26 protein-coding genes and 1 pseudogene are annotated in these 25,249 nt (G+C 64.3%); 19 read left to right on the plus strand and 8 right to left on the minus strand.

The window, feature by feature from the left end; all coding sequences use genetic code 11:
• Positions 1-157 precede the first annotated feature (157 nt).
• The 10 genes and pseudogenes from IVB54_RS07090 (at position 158) to IVB54_RS07135 (ending at position 10,558) form a co-directional block, all read left to right on the plus strand.
• Positions 158-3,043 carry a cell division protein gene (locus tag IVB54_RS07090; protein WP_026232600.1) on the plus strand — a complete coding sequence of 962 codons (2,886 nt, stop codon included), beginning with the start codon at positions 158-160 and terminating at the stop codon, positions 3,041-3,043.
• A 185-nt stretch (positions 3,044-3,228) separates the two neighbouring features.
• Positions 3,229-3,381 (plus strand): aa3-type cytochrome c oxidase subunit IV, encoded by a 153-nt coding sequence (locus IVB54_RS07095; RefSeq protein ID WP_007596280.1) that lies wholly within the window; start codon positions 3,229-3,231, stop codon positions 3,379-3,381.
• A gap of 137 nt (positions 3,382-3,518) precedes the next feature.
• On the plus strand, positions 3,519-4,646 hold the full coding sequence (locus tag IVB54_RS07100; protein ID WP_018453811.1) for a Re/Si-specific NAD(P)(+) transhydrogenase subunit alpha: 1,128 nt from the start codon (positions 3,519-3,521) through the stop codon (positions 4,644-4,646).
• 11 nt (positions 4,647-4,657) lie between these two features.
• Positions 4,658-4,975, plus strand: coding sequence for a proton-translocating transhydrogenase family protein (locus tag IVB54_RS07105; protein ID WP_018453812.1), 318 nt, complete (start codon positions 4,658-4,660; stop codon positions 4,973-4,975).
• A gap of 42 nt (positions 4,976-5,017) precedes the next feature.
• Positions 5,018-6,415 (plus strand): NAD(P)(+) transhydrogenase (Re/Si-specific) subunit beta, encoded by a 1,398-nt coding sequence (locus IVB54_RS07110; RefSeq protein WP_018453813.1) that lies wholly within the window; start codon positions 5,018-5,020, stop codon positions 6,413-6,415.
• Positions 6,416-6,585: 170 nt separating this feature from the next.
• Positions 6,586-7,383, plus strand: a complete 798-nt coding sequence (locus IVB54_RS07115) for an alpha/beta hydrolase (RefSeq protein WP_018453814.1) — start codon at positions 6,586-6,588, stop codon at positions 7,381-7,383.
• Positions 7,337-8,818, plus strand: a complete 1,482-nt coding sequence (locus IVB54_RS07120; protein WP_247777114.1) for a sodium:proton antiporter — start codon at positions 7,337-7,339, stop codon at positions 8,816-8,818. The genes IVB54_RS07115 and IVB54_RS07120 overlap by 47 nt, the downstream gene beginning before the upstream one ends.
• A gap of 110 nt (positions 8,819-8,928) precedes the next feature.
• Positions 8,929-9,184: pseudogene (locus IVB54_RS07125) on the plus strand (ionic transporter y4hA); the annotation flags it as partial.
• Positions 9,185-9,218: 34 nt separating this feature from the next.
• Positions 9,219-9,503: a cupin domain-containing protein gene (locus IVB54_RS07130; RefSeq protein ID WP_018453817.1), complete on the plus strand. Its 285-nt coding sequence runs from the start codon at positions 9,219-9,221 to the stop codon at positions 9,501-9,503.
• Positions 9,504-9,595: 92 nt separating this feature from the next.
• The gene (locus tag IVB54_RS07135; RefSeq protein ID WP_018453818.1) at positions 9,596-10,558 is read left to right on the plus strand and encodes a hypothetical protein; all 963 of its coding nucleotides are present in this window, start codon (positions 9,596-9,598) and stop codon (positions 10,556-10,558) included.
• A 27-nt stretch (positions 10,559-10,585) separates the two neighbouring features.
• Here IVB54_RS07135 and IVB54_RS07140 read toward each other — a convergent pair whose 3' ends face one another.
• Positions 10,586-11,236, minus strand: a complete 651-nt coding sequence (locus IVB54_RS07140) for a tetratricopeptide repeat protein (protein ID WP_026232602.1) — start codon at positions 11,234-11,236, stop codon at positions 10,586-10,588.
• A gap of 125 nt (positions 11,237-11,361) precedes the next feature.
• Positions 11,362-11,676, minus strand: coding sequence for a 30S ribosomal protein S21 (rpsU, locus tag IVB54_RS07145; RefSeq protein WP_007614218.1), 315 nt, complete (start codon positions 11,674-11,676; stop codon positions 11,362-11,364).
• A gap of 260 nt (positions 11,677-11,936) precedes the next feature.
• Between rpsU and aqpZ the strand changes: the two genes are divergently transcribed.
• Positions 11,937-12,659 carry an aquaporin Z gene (gene aqpZ / locus IVB54_RS07150; protein ID WP_018453820.1) on the plus strand — a complete coding sequence of 241 codons (723 nt, stop codon included), beginning with the start codon at positions 11,937-11,939 and terminating at the stop codon, positions 12,657-12,659.
• Between the two features lie 36 nt (positions 12,660-12,695).
• Here the strand turns inward: aqpZ and IVB54_RS07155 are convergent, their stop codons facing one another.
• Together IVB54_RS07155 and purE are read right to left on the minus strand one after the other, a co-directional pair.
• Positions 12,696-13,802, minus strand: a complete 1,107-nt coding sequence (locus IVB54_RS07155; RefSeq protein ID WP_018453821.1) for a 5-(carboxyamino)imidazole ribonucleotide synthase — start codon at positions 13,800-13,802, stop codon at positions 12,696-12,698.
• Positions 13,799-14,287, minus strand: a complete 489-nt coding sequence (gene purE, locus IVB54_RS07160; protein ID WP_007614214.1) for a 5-(carboxyamino)imidazole ribonucleotide mutase — start codon at positions 14,285-14,287, stop codon at positions 13,799-13,801. Before purE ends, IVB54_RS07155 begins: the two co-directional genes overlap by 4 nt.
• A gap of 141 nt (positions 14,288-14,428) precedes the next feature.
• Here purE and IVB54_RS07165 point away from each other — a divergent pair, with 141 nt between their 5' ends.
• Positions 14,429-15,190 carry a GGDEF domain-containing protein gene (locus IVB54_RS07165; protein WP_018453822.1) on the plus strand — a complete coding sequence of 254 codons (762 nt, stop codon included), beginning with the start codon at positions 14,429-14,431 and terminating at the stop codon, positions 15,188-15,190.
• Here the strand turns inward: IVB54_RS07165 and IVB54_RS07170 are convergent, their stop codons facing one another.
• The 3 genes from IVB54_RS07170 to IVB54_RS07180 form a co-directional block, all read right to left on the minus strand.
• Positions 15,191-15,442: a hypothetical protein gene (locus tag IVB54_RS07170; protein ID WP_007614211.1), complete on the minus strand. Its 252-nt coding sequence runs from the start codon at positions 15,440-15,442 to the stop codon at positions 15,191-15,193.
• 22 nt (positions 15,443-15,464) lie between these two features.
• Positions 15,465-15,683 (minus strand): hypothetical protein, encoded by a 219-nt coding sequence (locus IVB54_RS07175; RefSeq protein WP_007614210.1) that lies wholly within the window; start codon positions 15,681-15,683, stop codon positions 15,465-15,467.
• A 119-nt stretch (positions 15,684-15,802) separates the two neighbouring features.
• The gene (locus IVB54_RS07180) at positions 15,803-16,009 is read right to left on the minus strand and encodes a DUF465 domain-containing protein (RefSeq protein ID WP_007596255.1); all 207 of its coding nucleotides are present in this window, start codon (positions 16,007-16,009) and stop codon (positions 15,803-15,805) included.
• Positions 16,010-16,078: 69 nt separating this feature from the next.
• Between IVB54_RS07180 and IVB54_RS07185 the strand changes: the two genes are divergently transcribed.
• Both IVB54_RS07185 and IVB54_RS07190 read left to right on the plus strand, forming a co-directional pair.
• Entirely contained in the window at positions 16,079-16,225 is a 147-nt protein-coding gene (locus IVB54_RS07185) for a hypothetical protein (RefSeq protein ID WP_240543946.1), read from the plus strand.
• 111 nt (positions 16,226-16,336) lie between these two features.
• On the plus strand, positions 16,337-16,516 hold the full coding sequence (locus tag IVB54_RS07190; protein WP_007596254.1) for a DUF465 domain-containing protein: 180 nt from the start codon (positions 16,337-16,339) through the stop codon (positions 16,514-16,516).
• Between the two features lie 167 nt (positions 16,517-16,683).
• Here the strand turns inward: IVB54_RS07190 and IVB54_RS07195 are convergent, their stop codons facing one another.
• Positions 16,684-17,787, minus strand: a complete 1,104-nt coding sequence (locus IVB54_RS07195; RefSeq protein ID WP_018453826.1) for an NAD(P)/FAD-dependent oxidoreductase — start codon at positions 17,785-17,787, stop codon at positions 16,684-16,686.
• A 202-nt stretch (positions 17,788-17,989) separates the two neighbouring features.
• Here IVB54_RS07195 and IVB54_RS07200 point away from each other — a divergent pair, with 202 nt between their 5' ends.
• The 5 genes from IVB54_RS07200 to IVB54_RS07220 all read left to right on the plus strand — a co-directional run bounded on the left by IVB54_RS07200 (position 17,990) and on the right by IVB54_RS07220 (position 25,244).
• Positions 17,990-20,677: an EAL domain-containing protein gene (locus IVB54_RS07200; protein WP_018453827.1), complete on the plus strand. Its 2,688-nt coding sequence runs from the start codon at positions 17,990-17,992 to the stop codon at positions 20,675-20,677.
• A gap of 137 nt (positions 20,678-20,814) precedes the next feature.
• Positions 20,815-22,272: a glycerol-3-phosphate dehydrogenase gene (locus IVB54_RS07205; protein WP_026232603.1), complete on the plus strand. Its 1,458-nt coding sequence runs from the start codon at positions 20,815-20,817 to the stop codon at positions 22,270-22,272.
• Positions 22,273-22,347: 75 nt separating this feature from the next.
• The gene (locus IVB54_RS07210) at positions 22,348-23,517 is read left to right on the plus strand and encodes an ABC transporter ATP-binding protein (protein WP_026232604.1); all 1,170 of its coding nucleotides are present in this window, start codon (positions 22,348-22,350) and stop codon (positions 23,515-23,517) included.
• Positions 23,514-24,428, plus strand: coding sequence for an ABC transporter permease (locus IVB54_RS07215; RefSeq protein WP_018453830.1), 915 nt, complete (start codon positions 23,514-23,516; stop codon positions 24,426-24,428). Before IVB54_RS07210 ends, IVB54_RS07215 begins: the two co-directional genes overlap by 4 nt.
• 3 nt (positions 24,429-24,431) lie before the next feature.
• On the plus strand, positions 24,432-25,244 hold the full coding sequence (locus IVB54_RS07220) for an ABC transporter permease subunit (protein ID WP_018453831.1): 813 nt from the start codon (positions 24,432-24,434) through the stop codon (positions 25,242-25,244).
• Positions 25,245-25,249: the final 5 nt, after the last annotated feature.

Below are 25,249 nucleotides of genomic sequence, written 5' to 3' on the forward strand. Positions count from 1 at the left end.
CCCGTTGTTCCGACAACGGGGGAGGCGGGTTGTAAAGATCCCGCCATGCACATTGAACGTTTGTGCCCGGGACCGGACTAATTCTTGCAGGCGGGTTCGACCTGCAATGCAATCTGTGATCGTTGATCGTCGCGTGTGCTCGGCCAGGGAGGCGAACATGGCCAGGATCAGTGCCCCAGACCCCAAGGTGGAGCCGCCACGGGCTGTGGGGGAACAGCAGCTGTGGGGGACGCAGCACCGGAAGATCGTCAAGCGCGAGCTCGCAGCCATCAACAACCGCCGCCTAGCCCAGGGTATGGATCCCGTTGCATACCCTGGCGACGAAAAGGCGATCGACACGGTCGGCCTTGCGCTGTCAGGCGGCGGGATCCGATCCTCCGCAATCTGCCTCGGCGTCTTGCAGGCTTTCAATCACCACGGGCTCATCAAGCACATCGACTATCTGTCGACCGTATCGGGCGGCGGTTACACCGGCTGTTCGTTTACGGCGACCATGACGCGGGCGCAGAATTTCGTCTTCGGAAGCACGCCGACACCTGGAGCCGAGAGCGCAAATGAGATCAGTGACACGCCTGCGGTGGGCCATATCCGGAATTACTCGAACTATCTCGTTCCGGCCGGCGCGCGCGACCTGATCACCGGCGTCGCAATCGTCGTGCGTGGACTCGTTGCCAATCTGAGCCTGACGCTGCCGGTTGTACTGCTCGTTGCAGTGATCACGATCCTGTCCAACGCCGCACGCTCGTCACTCTATACGACCAATTTCTTCGGCCTGAGCGTCGACGACACCCACAATCTTGGTCCCCTCTCCAGCCTGGGATTGATGCCTGCCTTCTTTCTTGTCGGCCTTGTTGTCGCTTTGCTGCTTTTGTTGGTCGGGCGCCTTTTCAAAGTCGGGCGGCGCGAGCTGTTTCGGTACCTGGCCGGTCTTGCGTTTGCGATGGGTCTCATCTGTGCGATCGCCAGCTGCCTGAATGTCGATCACTTTGGCCTTTCGCTTGCAGCGGTCCTGCTCGGCCTTGCGCTTTTCTTTGGCTGGGCAGTGCTGCGATCGATTTCGTCGACCAAGGGAGGTGAATTCCGCGGCTATCCGTCGACGGTCGGCGCGACCTATCTCGTTCTGCTTGCCGCCATCTGCTTCTTCGAATTTCAGCCCTTCATGATCGCCCAGATGTTCGATGTCGCCGACGCTAACACGACTCAGTCCGGCGGCATCATTGGCGGCGTTGCAATCAAGTGGGTCCAATCGCTTGCGGCCATCACTGCGCCGGTTGCGGCGGCTGTCACGCTGTTCCGGCAGCAATTCGCCGACCTGCTGAAGGGCGCCGGCGCCTCGGACCTGGGATCACGCCTGCTCGCCCATGCGGCGAAAGCAGCCGTGCTTGTCGCGGGACTGGCGCTGCCCTTGCTGATCTGGGTCGGATATCTCTATCTTTGCTATTGGGGCATCGCGAACGACAAGACCCTCGACGCCGCCTACCGTCAATACCCCATGATCGAGGAGTGGGGAGCGGCTGGCGTGCAACCCGTGCCGCCCGCGGCCGGTGTCGATGTCAAGGGAAATGTCCAGTTTGACTCGGCGACCCGCAAGCTCTCGGCCGAAATCACCAATCGCGAAGCGAAGGTCGTCGTCTCCAAGCCGGTGGGGCCGATCTCGCACATTCCCGCATGGCTGTTTTCCGTTGCGTCATTGCAGTCCCCGGACAAATTCACTTGGTCGAAGTACCAGTTCGGCAACAGTGTCAGCTGGCGGATGATGCTGCTCTACTTCTTGTCGGGCTCGGCCATGTTCGGCCTGTCGTGGGTTCTCGGGCCGAATGCCAATTCGTTGCACCGGCTCTATCGTGATCGCCTCAGCAAGGCCTTCTTGTTCAATCCGCTCTATTACGCCGACGGGGAGCCGTCGCGGAACATGCCGAGCCTGGACCAGGGGAGGGATTTCCTTCCGCTCGACGAGGAGAAGCTGAGCGGTCTGTTACATCAGATGGTCTACGGGGTCGATCCAGCGGGAGCGATGACGGTCGCGACATCGAAAAAATGCAGCCTGGCCTCGCCATATCCCATCATCAACGCCGCGCTGAACATCCAAGGATCCGACTTCGCCAATCGGCGGGGACGGAACGCGGATTTCTTCATATTCTCGCCGCTGCACGTCGGCAGCGAGGCCACTGGCTATGCGAATACACCGGCATTCGAGAAGGTCGCGCCGGGCCTCGATCTTGCGACCGCGATGGCAATCTCCGGGGCCGCTGCTTCGTCGAACATGGGCTCGGGGTCGATCCGCTCGCTGACCCCGACCCTGGCGCTCCTCAACGTGCGCCTGGGGTACTGGTTGAAGAACCCGCGCTGGGTCTCGACAAAGGACAAGCCGCAGCACCACTCGACCCCTTTGTTTCTATGGTCTGAGATCTCGGGCCGGCTTTACGAGAATGCCGATGCGGTCTACCTGACGGACGGCGGACACATCGAGAATCTCGGTGTCTACGAGTTGTTGCGACGACGCTGCAAGGTGATCATCGCGGTTGACGCCGAAGCCGATGCACCCATGAATTTCTCATCCCTGGTGACGCTGCAGCGCTATGCGCGCATCGATCTCGGGATCATCATCGATCTGCCGTGGACGCCGATCCGCAACACCACGCTCGAGTGGATGAAGTGCAACGCAACCAAATCCCCGGCCCGGCGCACGGCGGGCGGACCGCACGTGGCGGTCGGCACCATCGACTACGGCTCGGGGGAAAAGGGGTACCTCGTGTACATCAAGTCGTCCCTGACCGGAGACGAGAACGACTACATCCGCGACTATGCACGCCGCAACGACACCTTCCCGCATGAAACCACCGGTGACCAGTTCTTCTCGGAGGAGCAGTTCGAGGTCTACCGCGCGCTGGGTTTCCACATGAGCCACGGTTTTCTCACCGAGGATGCCGGCGCGGATGCAATCGTCGTCAACGTTCCGGGAGAACGCTGCGCAAAGCGAAACTTCTGCGACAGCAAGGTGGAGCCGATCGGCGCAGTCCGCCGTGCGCTCGGCCTGCGCTGAGAGGCCTCGGCTCGTGGCATCGGAGACCGCCTCTGACGGGCGGATCACCGGTCTGAGCCGAATTCCCGCCCATTGGAATTCCAAATGACCTGATTTGCCGGGAAACCGCGCCTCCGTGCCGTTGCCCTGCCCGGAAGTTTGCGGTATCCCAGCCACGAAATTCGACTTTCGACTGGGGACAATTCATGGCTGACCATAGCGAAGTGGCGTACAGCACCGCCGACGGCAACGACTACGTTGCCCACGAGCAGACCTACGAGGGCTTCATCAAGCTGGTGAAGTACGGCACGGTCTCGGTCGCGCTTATCGTGATCCTGATGGCGATCTTCCTGACCTGATTCATCCCCTGCAGCACCGCCAGTGTCGTCGGTGCCTATAAAATTTGCAATCAAGCCGGATTGAAAACCGGTATCCAACGTTGCGGGAGTAACGCTAAGTTCGCGTGCGCGCTTCTTCCCGCGTCGCCGGAGGGCCTATGAAGATCGCCGTTGCCAAGGAAATCGATCCGTCGGAGCCGCGGGTCGCCGCTTCGCCGGATACGGTGAAGAAGTTCAAGGCGTTGGGCGCCGAGATCGCCGTCGAGCCGGGCGCCGGCCTCAAGTCGGGCCTGCCGGACTCCGAATTCACCGCCGTGGGCGCCACCGTCAGCGCCGACGCGCTGAAGGACGCCGACATCATCATCAAGGTGAAGCGCCCTGAAGCCTCCGAGTTGGCGCAGTACAAGCGCGGCGCGCTCGTCATCGCCATCATGGACCCCTACGGCAACGAGGCCGCGCTGAAGACGATCGCCGATGCCGGTGTCTCCGCCTTCGCGATGGAATTGATGCCGCGCATCACGCGCGCGCAGGTGATGGACGTGCTGTCCTCGCAGGCCAACCTCGCCGGCTACCGCGCCGTGATCGAGGGCGCCGAGGCCTTCGGACGCGCCTTCCCGATGATGATGACCGCGGCCGGCACGGTGCCCGCCGCCAAAGTGTTCGTGATGGGCGTCGGCGTCGCCGGCCTCCAGGCGATCGCGACCGCACGCCGTCTCGGCGCCGTCGTCACCGCGACCGACGTCCGGCCCGCCACCAAGGAGCAGGTCGAATCGCTCGGTGCAAAATTCCTCGCCGTCGAGGACGAGGAATTCAAGAACGCGCAGACCGCCGGCGGCTACGCCAAGGAAATGTCCAAGGAATACCAGGCCAAGCAGGCCGCGCTCACCGCCGAGCACATCAAGAAGCAGGACATCGTGATCACCACCGCGCTGATTCCGGGCCGGCCGGCGCCGAGGCTCGTCACGGCTGACATGGTCAAGTCGATGAAGCCGGGATCAGTGCTGGTCGATCTCGCCGTCGAGCGCGGCGGCAATGTCGAAGGCGTCAAGGCGGGCGAGGTCGCTGATGTCGGTGGCATCAAGATCGTCGGCTACACCAACGTCGCCGGCCGCGTCGCGGCGTCGGCCTCCAGCCTCTACGCGCGCAATTTGTTCAACTTCATCGAAACGATGGTCGACAAGACCAGCAAGGCGCTGGCCGTGAACTGGGACGACGAGCTCGTCAAAGCGACCGCGCTGACCAGGGACGGCGCCGTCATCCACCCGAACTTCCAGCCGAAAGCGTAAGGAGAGCCGCCATGGAGCATGTTGCACAGGTCGTCGACCCCTTCGTCTTCCGGCTGTCGATCTTCGTTCTCGCCGTCTTCGTCGGCTATTTCGTGGTGTGGTCGGTGACCCCGGCGCTGCATACGCCGCTGATGAGCGTGACCAATGCGATCTCCTCGGTGATCGTGGTCGGTGCGCTGCTCGCGGTCGGGGTCGGCATGATCTCGAGCGGCTCGGGCTGGGCGCGCGGCTTCGGCTTCATCGCGCTCATTTTCGCCTGCGTGAATATCTTCGGCGGCTTCCTTGTCACCCAGCGCATGCTGGCGATGTACAAGAAGAAGGTGAAGTGAGCGGCGTTCACCTCGGGGTGACAAAGACAAAGGGGACCTGAGATGAACGCCAATCTGGCTGCAGTTCTGTATCTCGTGGCAGGTGTGCTGTTCATCCTGTCGCTGCGCGGGCTGTCCAGCCCCGCCACATCGCGGCAGGGTAATTTCTTCGGCATGATCGGCATGGCGATCGCGGTCGCCACCACGCTGGCCAGCCATCCGCCGGCGGACGGCCTCGCCTGGATCCTCGTGATCCTTGGCATCGCGATCGGCGGCAGCGTCGGCGCAGTGATTGCCCGCCGGGTGCCGATGACCTCAATGCCGGAACTGGTCGCCGCGTTCCATTCGCTGGTCGGCATGGCCGCGGTGCTGGTCGCGGCCGGTGCGTTCTACGCGCCGGAGGCCTTCGACATCGGCAGCCCCGGCAACATCCATCCGCAGAGCCTGGTCGAGATGTCGCTCGGCGTCGCCATCGGCGCGCTGACCTTCACCGGCTCGGTGATCGCGTTCCTGAAGCTGTCCGCGCGCATGAGCGGTGCGCCGATCATCCTGCCGTTCCGCCACATCATCAACATTGCGCTCGCGATCGCGCTCGTCGTCTTCATCGTCGGGCTGGTCATGACGGGCAGCGCGCTCGACTTCTGGCTGATCGTCATCATCGCGCTGGCGCTCGGCGTCCTCATGATCATCCCGATCGGCGGCGCCGACATGCCGGTCGTGATTTCGATGCTTAACTCGTACTCGGGCTGGGCCGCGGCCGGCATCGGCTTCACCCTCGGCAATTCCGCGCTGATCATCACCGGCGCGCTGGTGGGATCAAGCGGCGCGATCCTGTCCTACATCATGTGCCACGCGATGAACCGCTCCTTCATCTCGGTCATTCTCGGCGGCTTCGGCGGCGAGACCGCGGCGGCCGGCGGTGGCGGCGGCGAGCAGAAGCCGGCCAAGCTCGGCTCGGCCGACGACGCAGCCTTCATCATGAAGAACGCGCAGAAGGTCATCATCGTGCCCGGCTATGGCATGGCGGTGGCACAGGCTCAGCATGCGCTGCGTGAAATGGGCGACATCCTGAAGAAAGAAGGCGTCGAGGTGAAATACGCCATTCACCCGGTCGCCGGCCGCATGCCCGGCCACATGAACGTGCTGCTGGCCGAGGCCAACGTGCCCTATGACGAGGTGTTCGAGCTCGAGGACATCAACTCCGAATTCGCGCAGGCCGATATCGCCTTCGTGATCGGCGCCAACGACGTCACCAATCCGGCGGCCGAAGAGGACAAGACCTCGCCGATCTACGGCATGCCGGTGCTCCAGGTCTGGAAGGCCGGCACCGTGATGTTCATCAAGCGCTCGCTCGCTTCCGGCTATGCCGGCATCGACAATCCGCTGTTCTATCGCGACAACACCATGATGCTGCTCGGCGACGCCAAGAAGGTCACCGAGAACATCGTCAAGGCGATGTAGCGCGGAGGCAAGCGGGCCATTGCCAATGCGACGCGCGAGCAGCGCGTCGCGTGGCACACCGCTCACCAGGCGGCGTGCGGCTGCCGTGACGTTCCGGCCCGCCTCGGGCGATGTCATGAAATTGCTGCCGAGCCGGTGCAAACCCTGAACAGGGGCCGGGTCGCGTCATCATGACCATCGTCAAATGGATCGCCATCCTGCTCGTGACCGTCTATTGCGCCGGTCTCCTCGTGCTGTATGTCAGGCAGCGCGAGATGCTGTTTCCGATCCCGCCCGTCGGTCGCACCACGCCGGACGCCGCAGGCTTCCCCGAGGCCGAAGAGCACGTCCTGACTACCTCCGATGGCGAGAATGTCATCGTCTGGCACGTGCCGGCGAAGCCAGGCCGCCCCGTGATCCTGTATTTTCCGGGCAATGGCGATTATCTCGCTGGTCGCGTCAGCCGCCTCAAGGCCATGACGGCGGACGGCACCGGCCTGGTCGCGCTGTCCTATCGCGGCTATGCCGGCTCGAGCGGGGCGCCGAGCGAGGCGGGCCTGCTGCGCGATGCCGCGGCCGCCTACGCCTTCACCACCGCGCGCTACGCGGCGGAGCGAATCGTCGCGTGGGGCTTTTCGCTCGGGACCGGCGTGGCGGTCGCGATCGCCTCGGAGCATCGTGTTGGAAAACTCATCCTGGAAGCGCCCTATACATCGACGGCCGATATTGCAGCTTCATCGTTCTGGTACGTTCCGGTCCGCCTGCTGATGCGAGATCCATTTCATTCCGACGAGCGCATCCCGCGCGTCACTGTGCCGCTATTGGTGATGCATGGCACCGATGACCTTGCCATTTCCATCGTGTTCGGAGAGCGTCTGTTCGCGCTTGCGCACGAACCGAAGGAGTTCGTTCGCTTTGCGGGCGGTGGACACGACAATCTCGATGCGTTCGGTGCGATTGAAACGGCGAGGCACTTCATTGCTTTCTAGACGGCTTGTCGTTCGGCGCGCGAGCGGGTTCATCGCCGCGATCCTCCTCGTGTTGTTGCCACAGCACGCATGGGCGGCGACCGGGCTCGACGGCGCGGCGATGCGCTGGCCGTATGCGCTGCCCTTTGCCGGCCTCCTGCTGTCGATCGCTCTCGGGCCGCTGCTGTTTGCAAAAGTCTGGCACCATCATTACGGCAAGATCGCCGCGGCCTGGTCGCTGCTGGCACTCGCCTCGCTCGTCATCCTGGCCGGGAGCATGGCGACGTTGGCGGCGCTCGTTCACGCCATGCTCGCCGAATATCTCGGCTTCATCGTGCTGCTGTTCTCGCTCTATGTCGTGGCTGGCGGCATTCTCGTGACGGGCGACATCAAGGCGACGTCGGCATCAAATGCCGGCATCCTCGCGCTCGGTACGGTGATGGCGAGTGTCGTCGGCACCACGGGGGCGGCCATGATCCTGATCCGCCCTCTGATCCGCGCCAACCGACCGCGGCGCTACAACGCCCATGTCGTCATCTTCTTCATCATCCTGGTCGCCAATGTCGGTGGCGCGCTGAGCCCGCTCGGCGATCCCCCGCTGTTCGTCGGCTTCCTGCATGGTGTCGACTTCTTCTGGACCACGCGGACCATCTGGCTGCAGACGGCGATCGTTGCCGGACTGCTGCTCGCGATCTTCGTCGTCATCGACGTCTGGCGCTTCCGCAGCGAACCCTTGCTCGGCGCCGCCGGCGCCGCGAAGCCGGTCCGCATCCGCGGCCTCGTCAACCTGGTGCTGATTGCAGCCATCGTCGCGAGCCTGCTGGCCTCGGCGATGTGGAAGCCCGGCATCGCTTTCGACATTCTCGGAACCAGGCTGGAGCTGGAAGATATCGCCCGCAACGCGGCGCTGCTGGCCATAGCGGGCCTGTCGGTGTGGTTGACGCCGGACGAGCACCGGCAGGCCAACGGCTTCACCTGGGAGCCGATCCGCGAAGTCGCAAAGCTGTTCGCCGGCATTTTCATCGCGATCATCCCGGTCATCGCCATGCTCGATGCCGGCCATCACGGCGCGTTCGCCTGGCTGTTGTCGGCCGTGACCGCTCCGGACGGCACGCCGCGCGAGGTTGCCTATTTCTGGTTCACCGGTCTGATGTCGGCGTTCCTCGACAATGCGCCGACCTATCTGTTGTTCTTCGAGCTCGCCGGCGGCGACCCGCAGATGCTGATGCACGAACTCTCGGGCACGCTCGCCTCCATCTCCATGGGCGCAGTCTACATGGGCGCGCTTACCTATATCGGCAATGCGCCGAATTTCATGGTGAGCAGCATCGCCAGCGAGAACGGCATCGAGATGCCGAGCTTCTTCGGTTATTTCCTGCGCGCCAGCGCGGTGCTGATCCCGCTGTTCGTGCTGCTGACGCTGCTGCCGTTCGCTCCGATCCTGCGCTGGCATTGAATCTGCCGCGCGATTGCTACTGCTCGGCTGAGACAATTGGAGCCGATGGATGAGCGCGCACAATCCGACGCCTCGATCGGCCTGGATCTTTCCGGCGCTGGCCGTGCGAGGCGCATCTGTCGGGCCGGGCCTTGGTGCTCAGCGTCGTGCTGCTGCTGATTGCGCTGCTGGCGGTCGTGTTGCTGTCCAAGAAATTCTCGCTGGTGGTCGATGCCGTCGCGGCCAGGATCGGCGCGCCGCCTGCCTTTGCTCCTGACCTTCTTCCTGAGCATGCTGACCTTCGGTACGGGCAGGACCAATGTCCTGTTCGGGCTGGTCCATAAGGTGGTATTTGCCGTCTACGTGTTCGTGGTTTTCGTGCCCTGAACCGGTTTTCCGGATATGCCCCAGGAGAGTTCCGATGCTTGCCGCCGAGTCCGAGGTTCAGGTCGACAATGAGCAGGTTCGGGTGACCGAGTGGCGGCTCGCGCCAAACAGCGCCACCGGGCATCACACCCATGGCATGGACTACGTCATTGTTCCCGTGGTCGGAGGGGAAATGACCATCGTGGCGCCCGATGGCGAGCGGTCCAAAGCACAGCTTGCGGCCGGGAAATCCTATTTTCGCAAGGCCGGCGTCCAGCACGACGTGCTTAACGAAACCGCAACCGAGATCGTGTTCCTTGAGGTTGAGCTGAAGTCGTAAGTCCGGCGTACCCCTTTGCCATTGATCCGTCGCAGTTGATCCCTCACTATGCCTCAAAGTTCCCGCATCAGATCGCGCGGGGAGTGGCCGGAATGCTGAAATACATCGCTAAAATCTCGATGGACATCTTCCCCTCGGTGCTCGCAACGATCATCGGGGCGTATATCGTTAATCATTACATCAACGCCAAGCCGGCGGCGGATGCGCCCGCGGCCGTGACGGCCCCCGCCGAGGCCGGCAAGAACGGCAAGCCCGCCGATGTGGCCAACCTCCCCGCGCCCGGCGTCAAGGCCAAGGGCATCTCCGAGAAGAACGTGACGGACAAGCCGGCGGCCGAGAAGGCTGCCGATCATCCGGGCGCGGAGTCGAAGACCTCGACGGCGGACGTGGCACCGGCCGAGGCCGCCCCGCGCGGCAAGCCGTCCGGTCGCGAGAAGGCAGTCGCCAAGTCCACGCCGGCCGTCAGTGCAGCCGCTCCCGCCGCCCCGGTGGTGGAGGCCAATTCGGCGCCCGCTGCTGCCGCGCCGGCCGCAACCCCCGACGCCAACGATCTCGTGCGCGCCGCGATCGAGCGCCTGCGCAAGTCGCCTGAGAGCAAAGCGGCTGAGGCCAAAGCTTCCGACACAAAGGCTGCCGACACAAAGGCTTCCGACAATAAGTCTTCCGAGACCAAGGCGCCCGAGAAGACTCAGGAGCCTGCGGTGCGTGAAGCCGCCCGCACTCCGGAGGCCCCGCGTATCATTCCCGTGGATACGTCATCGGTGCGTCCGTTGCCGCCGCCGATCACGGTCTCGACACCCGCAGCCGAGGCCTATGGCAATGGCGGCTCGTCGCAGCCGAGCCCGCCCTACACGGCGTCGGTCGGCAACGAGAACCCGAATCGGCTGACGCCGCCGGCTGATATTCCGGTCCCGATGATTGCGCCCCCGCTCGATCTGCGCGCCGATGCCGGCGCGTCGATGCCGCGGCCGAAGACCAATGTCGCCGACGACATGCTGTCGGGCGTTAAGTCCATGTTCCACTCCGTTCTGCCGAAGAGCGTCACCCCGGATTAAGACGGCGCCCGCGCTGCGCCAGACTCGTCAGCCGCCGACGCGGGCGAGGCCGCTGCGGGCGGCGTCGTCGCGTGGGCGAAGCGAGACCGCCTTGGTGTAGGACGCCGCCGCCTTGGTCCTGTCGCCCAGCCGTTCATAGGCTTGCCCGCGTATGGTCCAGACTTGGGCATTGTGGGGATCGGCCTCGGAAGCCTCATCCAGATCGGCCGCGGCCTCCTTGACCTTGCCGACGGCGAGATAACTGGTGGCGCGGCCGAGCAGCGGCTCGACCTTCTGCGGGTTAAGGCCGCTCGCGGCACTGAAATCGGCGATGGCGAAGTCGTGCTGGTTCTTGCCCTGGTAGATCAGGGCGCGGCCATAGAGCGCCTGCGCGTTGTACGGATCGAGTCCGACCGCGTGATTGAATTCATCGAGCGCGGCCGCCGTCTCGCCGGACTTTGCCAGAGCCTGGGCCTTTGCCGTATGGGCTTGGGCTTCGCTGACATTGCCGGCGCTGACCACGTTCTCAGCGGTCGTGGCCGCCTTGGGTGCCTCCTGCGGCTTCTCCTTCTCCGGCGTCAGCGACCCCAGGTCGAAGGAGCAGCCGCATAGCGAAATCCCCATCAAGGCCAGCGCAAACGGCTGCTGCAAGATCTGCCGTAGCCGCGCCAAGCCGCGCTTGGGGAGAGGGGAGGCCATCTACGGTTCGCTCGCGCTAGTGCCGCATCGGTAGTGCCCCATCCCAGCAAGGCACCGCTCACAAAACAATAACGCGGGCCAGGGGCCCGCGTCATCGAAAACTGAAATCTCTCAAGTCGGGTAAATCAGCGCGGTCCGCGCGGACCAGCACTTGCACCTGCGCCTGCACCCGGGCCGCCGCGACCGCCACGATCACCGCCGGGGCCAGCACCGAACACCGGCTTCGGCTTCATCGGCAGCAGGCCTTCGCGCTGCAGCTTCTTGCGGGCCAGCTTGCGTGCGCGACGCACGGCTTCGGCCTTTTCACGGGCCTTCTTCTCGGAGGGCTTTTCGTAGTGACCGCGGAGCTTCATCTCGCGGAAAATACCCTCGCGCTGCATCTTCTTCTTCAGCGCCTTGAGGGCTTGATCGACATTGTTATCGCGAACGAGAACCTGCACGCGGCATCCTCTTCAGTGGATCGGATTTGAATTCTGGTAAGTCAAAGGGGATGGCGAAACGCACAAGCCCTTAACCTTGAGGGCGCGGATGTATCAGACAAAACTTGGGATGTCCACCGGCCAAGCGGGTTTTCGGGCCAAGTTCAGCCATTAAATGAGGCAAAATACCTCTGTGCGGCCCTGATTTGGGAGATTTGACGCCAAGGGTGGGGCCGTTTCCGGAGCTTTGTTCCGGAATCTTTGAAAGCAGGGGACGACACATGGATATGAAGAAATACGCGGCCGAAGCTATCGGTACCTTTTGGCTCACATTCGCAGGTTGCGGAAGTGCGGTGATCGCAGCCGGCTTTCCGCAGGTTGGCATCGGTCTGGTCGGTGTCTCCCTCGCGTTCGGACTGAGCGTGGTCACCATGGCCTATGCGATCGGCCACATCTCAGGCTGTCATCTCAATCCGGCCGTCACTGTCGGTCTTGCCGCCGGCGGACGTTTTCCGGCCGGACAGATCCTGCCTTATGTGATTGCGCAGGTCGCCGGCGCGATCGTGGCCGCGTGGCTGCTCTACGTCATCGCAAGCGGAGCTCCCGGCTTCGACGTCAGCAAGGGGTTCGCGTCCAACGGGTACGATGCCCATTCTCCCGGCCAGTACAGCATGATCGTGTGCTTCCTCACCGAGGTGGTCATGACCATGATGTTCCTGTTCATCATCATGGGCGCGACTCACGGCCGCGCGCCCGCCGGCTTTGCGCCGCTGGCGATCGGGCTCGCGCTGGTGATGATCCATCTCGTCAGCATCCCCGTCACCAACACCTCCGTGAACCCGGCGCGTAGCACGGGGCCCGCGCTGTTCGTCGGCGGCTGGGCGCTGTCGCAGCTCTGGTTGTTCTGGGTTGCGCCACTGATCGGCGGCGCGCTGGGCGGGGTGATCTATCGTTGGCTCAGCGAAGAGCCCACTGGCGTCGTCGCGGGCGCGAAGACGGCATAACTGCAAAGCGGGATCGCGGCATGCGCCGCGGTCCCGTTATTTGCCGGTCGTGGGTCGCACTTCGGTGACATGTCCCATCTTGCGGCCCGGACGCGGCGCGCCCTTGCCGTAGATGTGCACCGTTGCGCCCGCGACGCTCAGCCACTTGTCATATTCGTTGATCTCGTCGCCGATCAGATTGGTCATGGTGACGACTTCGCCGTGGCGCACGGGCTTGCCGAGGGGCCAGCCGGCAATGGCGCGGATGTGCTGCTCGAACTGCGAGACGGACGCACCGTCGAGCGTCCAATGTCCGGAATTGTGCACGCGCGGAGCGATCTCGTTGACCAGCACCTTGGGTCCGGTGCCGTTGGCGAGCACGAACATCTCGACGGCAAGCACGCCGACATAATCGAGCGCGCCCGCGATCTTGCCGGCGATACTGCGCGCTTCCTCGGCGAGCACGTCCGGGATCCGGGCGGGCGCACGGGAGATCTTCAGGATGTGGTCGCGGTGCTCGTTTTCGGTGACGTCGAAACACTCGACCTGGCCCGTGGCCGAGCGGGCGGCGATCACGGAAATCTCACGCTCGTACGGCACGAAGGCTTCCAGGATGGCCGATTTGGTGGCGAGACTGGTCCACACTTTCGCGACGTCGTCGCCCTCGCGGATGATGGCCTGGCCCTTGCCGTCATAGCCGAAGCGACGGGTCTTCAGCACCGCCGGAAGGCCGATCCTGGCGATCGCCTCGCGCAATGACGGGACCGAGGTGACGTCGGCGTAGGCTGCGGTGCCGATGCCCAGCCGCGTCACGAAATCCTTCTCGGCGAGCCGGTCCTGGGTGGTCTCGAGGATCTTGCGGTTGGGCAGCACCGGGCGGCGCGCATCCAGCACCATCGCGGCCGCGGACGGCACGTTCTCAAATTCGTAGGTGATGACGTCGACGTCGTTGGCGAACAGCTCGAGTGCTTCGACATCGGCATATTCGGCGCAGGTCGCATTCAGGACGACGTCGAAGGCCGGTGAGTCCGGATCGGGCGAGAACACCTGGCAGCGCAGGCCAAGCCGGGCCGCCGCCATGGCCAGCATCCGCCCCAATTGTCCGCCGCCGAGGATGCCAATGGTGTCGCCGGGCTTCAGCTTCACCTGCTTTGCGTCAGTCACGCCTTGTCCTCCGGGCGCTCGGCCACGGCCTCGGTCTGCGCCTTGCGCCAGGCGGCGAGGCGATCGGACAAGGCCGGGTCGGACAAGGCCAGCACGGCCGCCGCCAGCAACGCCGCATTGATGGCGCCCGCCTTGCCGATGGCGAGGGTGCCGACCGGGATGCCTGCGGGCATCTGGACGATCGAATAGAGCGAATCGATGCCCTTGAGCGTCCTGGATTCGATGGGGACGCCGAACACGGGCAATTCCGTCAGAGCCGCCGCCATGCCGGGCAGGTGGGCTGCGCCACCCGCGCCGGCGATGATGACCTTGTAACCAGCCGTCTTGGCGCCTTTGGCGAACGTAAACAGCCGGTCGGGGGTGCGGTGGGCCGAAACGATGCGGGTGTCGGCGGCAACGCCGAGCCCTGCGAGCGTGTCGGCGGCATGCCGCATCGTGTCCCAGTCCGACTGGCTTCCCATGATGATGGCGATCGGCGCGGTCATGACGTGAATTGTTCTCGAAAAACAGAAAGATAGGCCAGACTAAAGGTTCCGGCCGGTGGCTCGCAAGGCGGTGGCAAGGAGAAGGGAATGAACTATCCTGTCTTGGTGAATCCCCGCAAGCCTTCATTGAGCAGGATGCCCATGAAGAAACCAAAAAGGGCAAGCGCTGCGAAGGCCAAAAAGGGCCCGAAGCCCAGTGCCGGCCGCTCCAAAGTTGCTCTCAAGCGTCCGGCCAAGCGTCGGATCAAGGGTCCGGCGCGGCGTCCGACCAGGCCGTCGCAGCGGGCAGCGTCTGCCGATGATGGGGCCAAAGCGGCCATCGAGCCGGCCATCAACGCGACCATCCGCGAGCTCCGGAGCAAGCTCAGGGGGGCGCTGCGGCGGGTCGCGGAGCTCGAGGCGGCTGCCGACACCGATTTCCTGCTCGAAATTCCGAACCGGCGCGGCTTCGAACGCGAGCTCGCCCGCGCCGTCGCCTACATGAAGCGCTACCGCGCCAGCGGGGCGCTGATCGTGCTCGACGTCGATCGGTTGAAGCCGATCAACGATTCCTTCGGCCATGCGGCCGGCGACGAGGTCCTGAAGGCGATTGCCACCACGCTGACGCGGCAGATCCGCGCTTCGGACGTGGTCGGCCGGCTCGGCGGCGACGAGTTCGCGCTGCTGCTCTGGAATCTCAGCGAGACCGACGCCAAGGCGAAGGCCGCGGCTTTCGAGCAGGCCATCGACGAATTGTCCTTTGTCTTTCGCGGCCAGCACGTGAGCGCGGGCGCTTCCGCCGGCGTCGCCCTGCTCGGAGTGCAATCCGACGCCACGCGCGCCCTGGAGGAGGCCGATGCCGCGATGTATGTGCGCAAGGCGCACCGGCGGCACGAGCCGCACATCAGGCTCGTCAGCAGCTAGTTAAAGCGTGCCGAGGTCTTTCGGTACGTCGCCGAAGCTGCGGAGCAGTTTTGCGTCCCCGAATTCGCCGGTCATGGGATCGCCGCTGCGGCTGAACGCGACCGCGCCGGTGTGGCCGGCGCCGTGCGACATAATCTCGGCGCGCCGTAGCGCGGCCGCCGCGCTCTGGCATTCCTCGGCCGCACCCGCGACCGGCGATCCGTCCTCGTCGGTCAGGAAAGGTAATGCAACGTAATAGGTGACATCGGACATGGTCGGCTCCGATAGCTGACAGTCAGGCGGCGCTGCTCTTGCTCCGCATCTTGCTGCGCGAGGTCTCCGGAATGCAGCCTGCGGAAACCGCCGCCTGCAATTCTTCCAGCTCGGCCTCCAGATATTCATTGGCCATGATCAGCGCCTTGATGGTGCTGCGCAGATTGCCGTCGCACATCGCGATCGCCTGATCGCAGGCTTGTTCATAATGGCTGTTGTCGAGAAGGGCGGTTGCCGACATCTGCATTTTCCTTAGACGGTTTCCCCGGGGGTGTTGGGTGCTCAAATGTTCTTATTTTGTTCCTTTCGAGTCAAGCGGATTTACGTGCGGCGGGGCCGCCGTAAAGTTCTACCCGTGGATCAGGCGATGATGTCGGGCGTGATCTGGTCTTCGATGAACGCGATACGGTCACGCAACAACAGCTTGCGTTTCTTCAACCGCTGTAACCGCAACAGGTCGGGGGCGGGCGATTGATGCAGTGCATCGATCGCCACATCGAGATCTCGGTGTTCCTGGTGCAACCGGGCGAGCTCGGATTCGAGTTCGCGCGCATCTTCATTGGTCATGTCTGCGGTGGCCGAAAAACCGATAGGCGTGAGATTAAGGCTGTGGATGCCCTGTGGAAACTATCGTCCTTGCGCGCCGTGATCGCAAGCGATCTCGGGCTGTCGCGCGCCGATCTCCCGCGAGATATTTCTGCGGTCGCTCCGGCGTTGCGCAAGCGCATTGATATCACGGATTTTTCCCGCGTGGTTCCCTTACTCACGCTTCGTTACATATGAATTTCTAAAAATGACAGCGCGACGACTGATATCCATCGACAGAACAAATCGGTGATGTACACTTCCTCGTCCGGTCGAATCCAAGGTTCACCCCTACCGAGGAGGTTTCGAATGACAATTCAGGCACATCTGGTTGAATTGGAACGGAAGCACAAAACTCTCGAAAACGAATTGCACGAAGCTCTCGTGCACCTTTCAACAGACGACCTGCAAATTGTTGAGTTGAAGCGCCGGAAGTTGATGGTCAAGGACCAGATCGAGCGTCTCAGGCACGGCGACACGCTCCACTAGTAACCCCGTAACAGCGTAGAGTTGATCGCACCCTTTCAGGCAGGGATGGGAGCCTTTGCGCTCATCCCTGCTGCAAGGCGCGCAGCGTGCAAGGATTTGCGCGGCTCCAGCGTCTTGTCTGGACGCAGTTCTTTACGCGCAACCGGAATCCAATTCGCTTTAAACCACTAGATGTTTGCGAGCTCGGCGACGTGATCCGCGATCGCGAGCGATGACGTCAATCCGGGCGACTCGATGCCGAACAGATTGATCAGGCCTTCGACGCCGTGATCGCGCGGGCCCTGCATCAAGAAATCCTGCGTGGCCACCGCCGGCGGCACAATCTTCGGGCGGATGCCCGAATAGCTCGGCATGAGAGCACCGTCAGGCAACGTCGGCCAGTATTTGCGGATCGCCGGGTAGAAGCGCTCGGCGCGTGACGGGTCGACCTCATAGTCGATCGTCTCGATCCACTCGACGTCAGGGCCGAAACGGGCCTGCCCGGCCATGTCCAGCGTCAGATGCACCCCTAGGCCACCGGGCTCGGGCACCGGATAGATCAGGCGCGAGAACGGCGCCCTAGCATTGCAGCTGAAGTAGTTTCCCTTGGCGAGGTAGGCCGTCGGGATCCGTTCCAGCGGCATGCCCTCGATGTTGCGCGCCACGGTGGTCGCCGAGAGCCCGGCGGCGTTGACGAGGAGGCTGCATTGCAGCGTCATCGGCGCTTCGCCGCCCGCCTCGATCTCGATGACGCCGGCGGTCGCCTTGGCACGGATCAGCGGGGTGTGAAACGCGAAGGCCGCGCCCGCGTCCTCGGCTTCGCCGCGCAGCGAGAGCATGTAGGCGTGGCTGTCGATGATGCCGGTCGACGGCGACAGCAGCGCGGCGTCACAGGCGAGCGCCGGCTCCAGCGCACGTGCCGCATCACCCGTGAGCAACTGCATGTCGAGCACGCCGTTGGCCTCGGCATGCGCCTTGATCGATTGCAGCTTCTCGGTCTCTTTCGGATTGGTCGCGACGATCAGCTTGCCGCAATTCCTGTGCGGGATGCCGCGCTCGGAACAGTAACGATAGAGCGCGTGCTTGCCGTCGACGCACATGCGCGCCATCCAGCTTCCGGCGCGGTAGTAGATGCCGGCATGGATCACCTCGCTGTTGCGCGAGGAGGTGATGGTGCCGATGGCCTCGGCTTGCTCGAGCACGATCACCTCGCGCCCGGCTTGCGCCAGCTTTCGAGCCACCGCGAGCCCGATCACGCCGGCTCCGATGACGACGCAGTCCACCCTATCCATGGTCGTGCAGGACGTCCGCTCGAAGCGACGATGGCCCCACGCCTGGGGAGGGCGACGCGGGGGCTTTTTCCGTTAAGGAAGCATTTATCATGTCAGGGCAATTGCCGTATTTGATGCCACATTGTTCCGTTGCGCGTACAGGCGTTTACCCGATCCAAACTCGCGAGGCCAGACAATCCGACGTTGAAATCGCGGGTGGCTGATGGCTGAGAAGAACTGGCACGCGGGCAGCGCGCTTCCGATTGCGGTGCAGGCCGTCGTGTGCCTGGCCGCAGCGGTCGCGCCTGCGCGCGCCTTTGCCCTCTCAGACAGCTTCACCCCTCCGAGCTATCTCGGCGAGCTTGATCCCAACGTGATCTGGGAAGCCCTGATCGCGGGAATTGTGATCTGTTCGTTCTTCGCCGCGATCGCGCTGTGGATCCATTCCTCGCTGCGCCGGACCAGGCGTCTGCAGCTGCGGCGCAATGCCTTCGTCTCCTCCGCCATGAACAATCTCAACCAGGGCGTGGTGATGACGGATGCGCAGCGGCGCGTCATCTTCTGCAACGACCGCTATATCGAGATTTACGGCCTGGCGCGGTCGGATCTCTGGGCCAACATGAACGGCTACGAACTCCTTGAGCTGCGACGCAAGCGCGGGGTGCTCGGCGCCGCCTCCAACGACGAGTTCTACGAGAAGGCGGCAAGCACCAACGGCTTGATCACCGAACTGCCGGACGGGCGGGCCATCCTGGTGAAATATTTCGTGCTGCCCAACGGCGGCTCGGTGACGACGCATCTGGACGTCAGCGAGCAGCGCAGGCTGTCGCGGCAGCTCGCCTCCACCAAGCAGTTCCTGGAAACGGTGCTGGACAACGTGCCGGCCTGCGTGGCCGCAAAGAACATCGAGGATGGTCGCTACATCTTCGCCAACAGCGCCTATGAGCGGTTCTGGGGCTTCTCGCGCGACCATGTCGTCGGCAAGAACGCGCGCGAGCTGTTTGCGCCGATCTCGGCGGACAGCATCGAGGCGACCGACCGCACGGCACTCGATTCGCCGGACGGCCAGTTTCGCAACGAATTCGAGGTCGACCGCGCCGGTGAGCGACGCATGGTTGCCTCGATCCGGATCGTTGTCCGCAACGAGAGCAACAAGCCCGAATTCCTGATGCTCGTGTTCGAGGACATCACCGATCGCCGCTCGCTGTCGAAGGAGCTGGAGAGCACGAAGAAGTTCCTCGAGCTCGTGGTCGACAACATCCCGGTGGCCCTGATCGTCGAGCAGGTCAAGGACGGCCGCTACCTGCTCGCCAACCGCAGCGCCGAGACGATCCTCAACCGCAGGCGCGAGGAAGCCACAGGCCTGACCGCGTCCGACATCTTCAATCCCAAGGAAGCCAAGCTGATCATCGCGCGCGACGAAGCCGCGATCAAGAAGCGTGGGATGATCACCGAAGAGCACCCGATCTCCACAAAGGACGGGCTGCGGCTGTTCCTCACCCGCCGCGCCACCGTGCTGAGCGACACCGGCGAGCCGCAATATCTGATCAAGACCCACGAGGACGTCACCGATCGCCGGCAGACCGAGTCGCGCATGGCGCACATGGCCTATCACGACGGCCTCACCGATTTGCCGAACCGTGCCGCTTTCCTGCAGGCGTTGACCCAGATGATCGAGGCCTGCGAGGGCACCGGCGAGGAGTTCGCGGTTCTGTGCGTCGATCTCGACGGTCTCAAGGAGGTCAACGACGTCTTCGGTCATGCGCACGGCGACAAGCTCCTGGTCGAGGTGGCCCAGCGGCTCCAGGACTCCGCGCGCGGCGGCGTGGTGGCGCGCCTGTCCGGCGACGAGTTCGGCCTGATCATCGACGGTAAGCAGCCGGATGCAGGTCTCGCGCTGGCGCAGCAGATCGGTGATGCCGTCGCTAAGGAATTCCAGATCGACGGCCGCCCGGTCCGCGCCGGCGTCACCACCGGCATGTCGATCTTCCCGCACAACGGCGCCGACGCCGCCTCGTTGCTCGCCAATGCCGGCGCGGCGCTGTTCCGCGCCAAGCAGAAGTCGCGCGGCACGATCAGCCTGTTCCAGCCGGAGATGGACCAGCAGATCCGCGATCGCCGCGTGCTGCACCAGGATCTCTCGATGGCGATCAAGAACGGCGAGCTCTCGCTCGCCTTCCAGCCGCAGGGAGCAGCGGGCCACAGCGTCGCCGAGAGCGAGATCATCGGCTTCGAGGCGCTGGCGCGCTGGCAGCATCCGGTGCGCGGCCAGGTCTCCCCGGCCGAATTCATCCCGATCGCGGAGGAAAGCGGCCTGATCGTCGAGATGGGCGAGTGGATCCTGCGCGAAGCCTGCCGCGAGGCCGCGTCCTGGCCGAAGCCGCTTCAGATCGCGGTCAACCTGTCGCCGGCGCAGTTCATGCACGGCGACGTGGTCGGGCTCGTGCATTCCATCCTGCTCGAGACGGGTCTCGCACCCGGTCGGCTCGAGCTCGAGATCACCGAGGGCGTGCTGATCGAGGACTTCGATCGCGGTCTGGCGCTGCTGCGCCGGCTGAAGGCGCTCGGCGTGCGCATCTCCATGGACGATTTCGGCAGCGGTTATTCCTCGCTGAGCTATCTCCAGGCGTTCCCGTTCGACAAGATCAAGATCGACCGCGCCTTCATCATCAATCTCGGCCGCAACCCGCAATCGGCGGCGATCGTGCGCGCGGTGATCGATCTCGGCCATGGCCTGGAAATGTCGATCGTCGCCGAAGGCGTCGAGACGCTGGAACAACTCGCCTTCCTCGCCGCGGAAGGCTGTGACGGCGTGCAGGGCTATCTGCTCGGCAAGCCACTGCCGATCGGGAAATATGCCGGCCTCGTCGGTCGTGCCGAAGTCATGGAGCTTGCGCTCAAGACCGGCTAGAGCGTTTTTCGAGCGCAGCGGATGCGGGTTCGCGTCAAGAGAACGCGCCAAACCAGAATCTAGAGCCCCGTTCCGATTTCATCGGAAGGGAAATGGCTCTAGAGATGGCGAGCGTTTCGCTCCCATTCGACGGCTTCATGGCGGATTACGATTTTGCGATCATCGGCGGCGGCCTGAACGGTGTCAGCCTCGCGCGCGATGCCGCCGGCCGCGGCCTGCGGGTCATCCTGTTGGAGCAGGGCGATCTGGGCGGCGCGGCGTCGTCGGCAACGCCGCGGCTGATCCACGGCGACCTGTCGGTTCTGGAACGGCGCGGCTTCCGCCGGGTGCGCCGGGCGCTCGCTGAGCGCCGGATCTGGCTCCGGATCGCGCCGCATCTGGTTCGGCCGATGCGCTTCGTGATCCCGGCGCATTCCGACGAGCGCCCACCATGGCTGCTGCGCGTCGGCCTGCTCCTCTACGACAGCCTCACCAGCCGGAGCGGCCTGCCTGCAACGGCGACCCTCGACATCACGCATCATCCGGTCGGCAACGCGCTGAAACGACCATTCGGCACGGCCTTCGAATATTCGGATTGCGTCGTCGACGATTCCCGACTGGTGGTGCTCACGGCACTGGATGCGGCCGAGCGCGGCGCCGTGATTCGGACTGGAGCGCGCTGTGTGCGCGCCGATCGAACCGACACATGGCGGCTCGCGGTGGTCGACCGCGGCCATCGTCGCACGATCACGGCCCGGGCACTGGCCAACGCCACCGGCGGCTGGACGTCGATGGTCGCCGAGACCGTGCTGCGGCAGCCGCAACCCGCCGTGGCGGCGATGCAGATGAGCCAGATCATCGTCCCGCGATTGTTCGATTCCGATAACGTCTACGTCTTCCAGAACAGCGATGGCCGGCTGATCTTCGCGAGTCCTATCGCGCGCGATTTCACACTGATTGGAACAGTCACGCACGATTTCACCGGCGATCCTGCGATCGTCGCGATGCGGGGGGCCGACGTCAGCTATCTCTGCGAAGCGGCCAGTCGCTATTTCCGCGAGCGCGTTGCCCCGACCGACGTGGTGCGCGCGGTCTCCGGCGTCAACCTGACGCTGGCGTCCGCGCGCGGGCGTGATGGCACGACGCTGTTCGACGCGCGACGGCGCAAGGCGCCGCTGATCACGATGTTTGGCGGTGACGTCACCACCTCGCGCCTGCGGGCGGAGCGCGCGGTGACGAAGTTGACGCCGTTCTATCCGATGTCGCCGCCCTGGACCGCAGGCGCGGCGCTGCCGGGCGGAGATTTTGCCTGGGATCGTTTCGACACCGAGGTCGATCTTGCGCGTGACCGCTGGCGCTTTCTCTCGGAGGCGCAGGCCCAACGCCTCGTCGCGGCCTATGGCTCGCGGCTATCGGCTGTGCTTGCCGAGGCGAAGACCCGGGACGATCTCGGCCCCGCCTTCGGTCCCGAACTGACCGGGGCCGAGGTGCGCTATCTCATGACCCACGAATGGGCGCGTTTTCCCGAGGACATCCTGTGGCGCCGCTCCAAGCTCGGCCTGACGATGTCAGCGGGGGAATGCAATGCGCTGGCTGCGTTCATGGCGAATGCGTGAACGAACGGCCTCTAACCGGTTGAGTGAGGGACGATCGGCCGCTAGCGTGCGGCTTGATTGGGGTTGGCAGGAACCATGACTGACGAGTTGCCCAGAACAGACGCGGCTGCGGCTGCGGTCGGAGAGACGCAGCTCGCGGCCGGCGAGCCGTTGCTGCGCATCGAGGGCGTCGCCAAGACGTTCGGGACGTTCCGGGCCGTCGATGGCGTCTCGCTCGACATCAAGGCCGGCGAGTTCTTTGCGCTGCTCGGGCCCAGCGGCTGCGGCAAGACCACGCTTCTGCGCATGCTCGCCGGTTTCGAAGCGCCGGATCAAGGGCGCATTCTGCTCGGCGGCAAGGACATCGCGCAGGCGCTGCCGCATGAGCGGCCGATCAACATGATGTTCCAGAACTACGCGCTGTTTCCGCACCTGTCGGTGCGCGACAACATCGCCTTCGGCCTGAAGCGCGCCGGTATGGCGCGCGCAGACATCGCCACGCGTGTGGCGGAGATGGTTGCGCTGGTGAAGCTCGACGGACTCGAGAAGCGCAAGCCAGACCAGCTCTCCGGGGGACAGCGCCAGCGCGTGGCGTTGGCGCGTGCACTGGCGCGACGCCCGCAGCTCCTTCTGCTCGATGAGCCGCTCGCAGCGCTGGACAAGAAGCTGCGCGAAAGCACCCAAGGCGAACTGATGGAGCTTCAGCGCCGGCTCGGCATGACCTTCATCATCGTCACCCACGACCAGGAAGAGGCGATGACGATGGCGAGCCGGATCGGCGTGATGAGGGACGGCAGGCTGGCGCAGGTCGCGAGTCCCCGCGAACTCTACGAGGCGCCACGCTCGCGCTGGATCGCGGAGTTTGTCGGCGACATCAACCTGTTCGACGCCAAGTCCAAATTGCGCGACGGTCATCGTCTGGTCATAGGCACGCGCGATGCGGGACCGCTGGTGGTGGCGGAGCCGCGCGAGCCGTTCGGTGAGGTCAGATTATCGGTTGCGATCCGCCCCGAGAAGGTCAAGCTGTCGCGCCGTGGGCCGGCGAGGGAGGCCGGTCATGAGACGGCGATCAACCAGCTGGACGGCGTGATCGCCGACATCTGCTATCTCGGCGGCACCACCACTTACAAGGTGAAGCTCGAGGCCGGCGGGACGGTGCAGGCGTCGGTCGCCAACAGCGCCCGCCTTGACGTCGACGCCTACAGCGTGGGCCAGCCTGTCGTCGCCTGGTTCACGCCCGACGACTGCGTGGTGCTGCCGTCATGAGCGGGCGCCGCATTTTTGCGCGACCGGCTCACTTTGCCGCGATCGCGCCCTATGTCTGGATGGTGCTGTTCTTCCTGGTGCCGTTCGGCTTCGTGCTGAAGATCAGCCTGTCGCAGACGGCGATCGCGCAGCCGCCTTACGAGCCGGTGTTCGACCTGATGGCGGGATGGGGGGCGCTGAAGGCCGCCTTTGCCGCGCTGTCGATCGACAATTTCAGGCTGCTCGTCTCCGACGATATCTACGTGTTCGCCTATGTGCGTAGCCTCACCGTCGCCGTCACCGCGACCGCGCTGTTGCTCCTGATCGGCTATCCCATCGCCTACGGCATGGCGCGGCTGCCGGCGCGCTGGCAGGCCGTGGCGATGGTGCTGGTGATCGTGCCGTTCTGGACCTCGTTCCTGATCCGGATCTATGCCTGGATCAACATCCTCCAGCACGACGGCCTGCTCAACCAGATACTGCTGGCGCTGCATCTGGTTAGTCAGCCCGTGGTGTGGCTCTCCACCGACAGCGCGATGTATATCGGCATCGTCTATTCCTACCTGCCGTTCATGATCCTGCCGCTCTACGCCACGCTGGCCAAAATGGAGCCGGTGCTGGAGGAGGCCGCCTCCGATCTCGGCGCGCCGCGCTGGCAGGTGTTCTGGCTCGTCACCTTCCCGCTGTCGCTGCCCGGCGTCGGCGCCGGCGTGCTGCTGTGCTTCATCCCCATCGTCGGCGAGTTCGTCATTCCGGATCTCCTGGCCGGCTCCAATGCGCTGATGATCGGCCAGACCTTGTGGCTCGAATTCTTCACTAACAAGGACTGGCCGGTCGCCTCCGCCGCGGCCATCGTGTTGTTGGTGGTGCTGCTGGTCCCGCTGCTGCTGTACGAACGGCTGCAGAAGCGGCAGCTGGAACAGGGGCGGTGAGCGATGCGCAAGGTCTCCCGTCTGTCCCGCTTCAACGTCGCCTCGCTTTCGCTGGGTCTGGCCTTCCTCTATCTGCCGATCCTGATCCTCGTGATCTATTCCTTCAATGCCTCGCGGCTGGTGACGGTGTGGGGTGGCTGGTCGCTGCGCTGGTATCACGAGTTCTTCAATGACCGCGCCATGATCGAGGCGGCCTGGATGAGCCTGCGCGTCGCGGTTTCGTCGGCAACCATTGCGACCCTGATCGGCACGCTCGCCGCCGTGGCGCTGTCGCGCGGCGAGCGGTTTCGCGGCCGCACCCTGTTCTCCGGCATGCTCTATGCGCCGCTGGTGATGCCGGAGGTGATCACCGGACTGTCGCTGCTGCTGCTGTTCGTGGCGCTAAACGCGGAGCGCGGCTTCTGGACGGTGACGATCGCCCATACCACGCTGACGATGTGCTTCGTCGCCGTCGTCGTGCAGTCCCGCCTCGGCTCGCTCGACCGCTCCTTGGAAGAGGCCGCGATGGATCTCGGCTACGACCCCCTGCGCGCGTTCGTGGCCGTAACGCTGCCGCTGATCGCGCCTGCGATCGTCGCGGGCTGGATGCTCGCCTTCACGCTGTCGCTGGACGATCTCGTGATCGCGAGCTTCACCACCGGCCCCGGCTCGGCGACGCTGCCGATCCGGATCTATTCGGAAGTGCGGCTCGGAGTGAAGCCCGAGATCAACGCGATCTGCACGCTGGTGATCGCCTTGATTGCTGTTGTCATCGTCATCGCCTCGCTCGCCTCGAAACTGTCGAGCTCGCAGGGCGAGAGCGCGGCGCCGCTATAACGGGA

It is taken from the genome of Bradyrhizobium sp. CW1 (assembly GCF_023100665.1).
In the GTDB taxonomy this organism is placed as follows: domain Bacteria; phylum Pseudomonadota; class Alphaproteobacteria; order Rhizobiales; family Xanthobacteraceae; genus Bradyrhizobium; species Bradyrhizobium canariense_D.

Bases quoted from the DNA above. Each gene is read 5' to 3' on its own strand.
- IVB54_RS07090 (WP_026232600.1), top strand. From the start codon at position 158: ATGGCCAGGATCAGTGCCCCAGACCCCAAGGTGGAGCCGCCACGGGCT.
- IVB54_RS07095 (WP_007596280.1), top strand. From the start codon at position 3,229: ATGGCTGACCATAGCGAAGTGGCGTACAGCACCGCCGACGGCAACGAC.
- IVB54_RS07100 (WP_018453811.1), top strand. From the start codon at position 3,519: ATGAAGATCGCCGTTGCCAAGGAAATCGATCCGTCGGAGCCGCGGGTC.
- IVB54_RS07105 (WP_018453812.1), top strand. From the start codon at position 4,658: ATGGAGCATGTTGCACAGGTCGTCGACCCCTTCGTCTTCCGGCTGTCG.
- IVB54_RS07110 (WP_018453813.1), top strand. From the start codon at position 5,018: ATGAACGCCAATCTGGCTGCAGTTCTGTATCTCGTGGCAGGTGTGCTG.
- IVB54_RS07115 (WP_018453814.1), top strand. From the start codon at position 6,586: ATGACCATCGTCAAATGGATCGCCATCCTGCTCGTGACCGTCTATTGC.
- IVB54_RS07120 (WP_247777114.1), top strand. From the start codon at position 7,337: ATGCGTTCGGTGCGATTGAAACGGCGAGGCACTTCATTGCTTTCTAGA.
- IVB54_RS07130 (WP_018453817.1), top strand. From the start codon at position 9,219: ATGCTTGCCGCCGAGTCCGAGGTTCAGGTCGACAATGAGCAGGTTCGG.
- IVB54_RS07135 (WP_018453818.1), top strand. From the start codon at position 9,596: ATGCTGAAATACATCGCTAAAATCTCGATGGACATCTTCCCCTCGGTG.
- IVB54_RS07140 (WP_026232602.1), bottom strand. From the start codon at position 11,236: ATGGCCTCCCCTCTCCCCAAGCGCGGCTTGGCGCGGCTACGGCAGATC.
- aqpZ (WP_018453820.1), top strand. From the start codon at position 11,937: ATGGATATGAAGAAATACGCGGCCGAAGCTATCGGTACCTTTTGGCTC.
- purE (WP_007614214.1), bottom strand. From the start codon at position 14,287: ATGACCGCGCCGATCGCCATCATCATGGGAAGCCAGTCGGACTGGGAC.
- IVB54_RS07165 (WP_018453822.1), top strand. From the start codon at position 14,429: ATGAAGAAACCAAAAAGGGCAAGCGCTGCGAAGGCCAAAAAGGGCCCG.
- IVB54_RS07170 (WP_007614211.1), bottom strand. From the start codon at position 15,442: ATGTCCGATGTCACCTATTACGTTGCATTACCTTTCCTGACCGACGAG.
- IVB54_RS07175 (WP_007614210.1), bottom strand. From the start codon at position 15,683: ATGTCGGCAACCGCCCTTCTCGACAACAGCCATTATGAACAAGCCTGC.
- IVB54_RS07180 (WP_007596255.1), bottom strand. From the start codon at position 16,009: ATGACCAATGAAGATGCGCGCGAACTCGAATCCGAGCTCGCCCGGTTG.
- IVB54_RS07190 (WP_007596254.1), top strand. From the start codon at position 16,337: ATGACAATTCAGGCACATCTGGTTGAATTGGAACGGAAGCACAAAACT.
- IVB54_RS07195 (WP_018453826.1), bottom strand. From the start codon at position 17,787: ATGGATAGGGTGGACTGCGTCGTCATCGGAGCCGGCGTGATCGGGCTC.
- IVB54_RS07200 (WP_018453827.1), top strand. From the start codon at position 17,990: ATGGCTGAGAAGAACTGGCACGCGGGCAGCGCGCTTCCGATTGCGGTG.
- IVB54_RS07205 (WP_026232603.1), top strand. From the start codon at position 20,815: ATGGCGGATTACGATTTTGCGATCATCGGCGGCGGCCTGAACGGTGTC.
- IVB54_RS07210 (WP_026232604.1), top strand. From the start codon at position 22,348: ATGACTGACGAGTTGCCCAGAACAGACGCGGCTGCGGCTGCGGTCGGA.
- IVB54_RS07215 (WP_018453830.1), top strand. From the start codon at position 23,514: ATGAGCGGGCGCCGCATTTTTGCGCGACCGGCTCACTTTGCCGCGATC.
- IVB54_RS07220 (WP_018453831.1), top strand. From the start codon at position 24,432: ATGCGCAAGGTCTCCCGTCTGTCCCGCTTCAACGTCGCCTCGCTTTCG.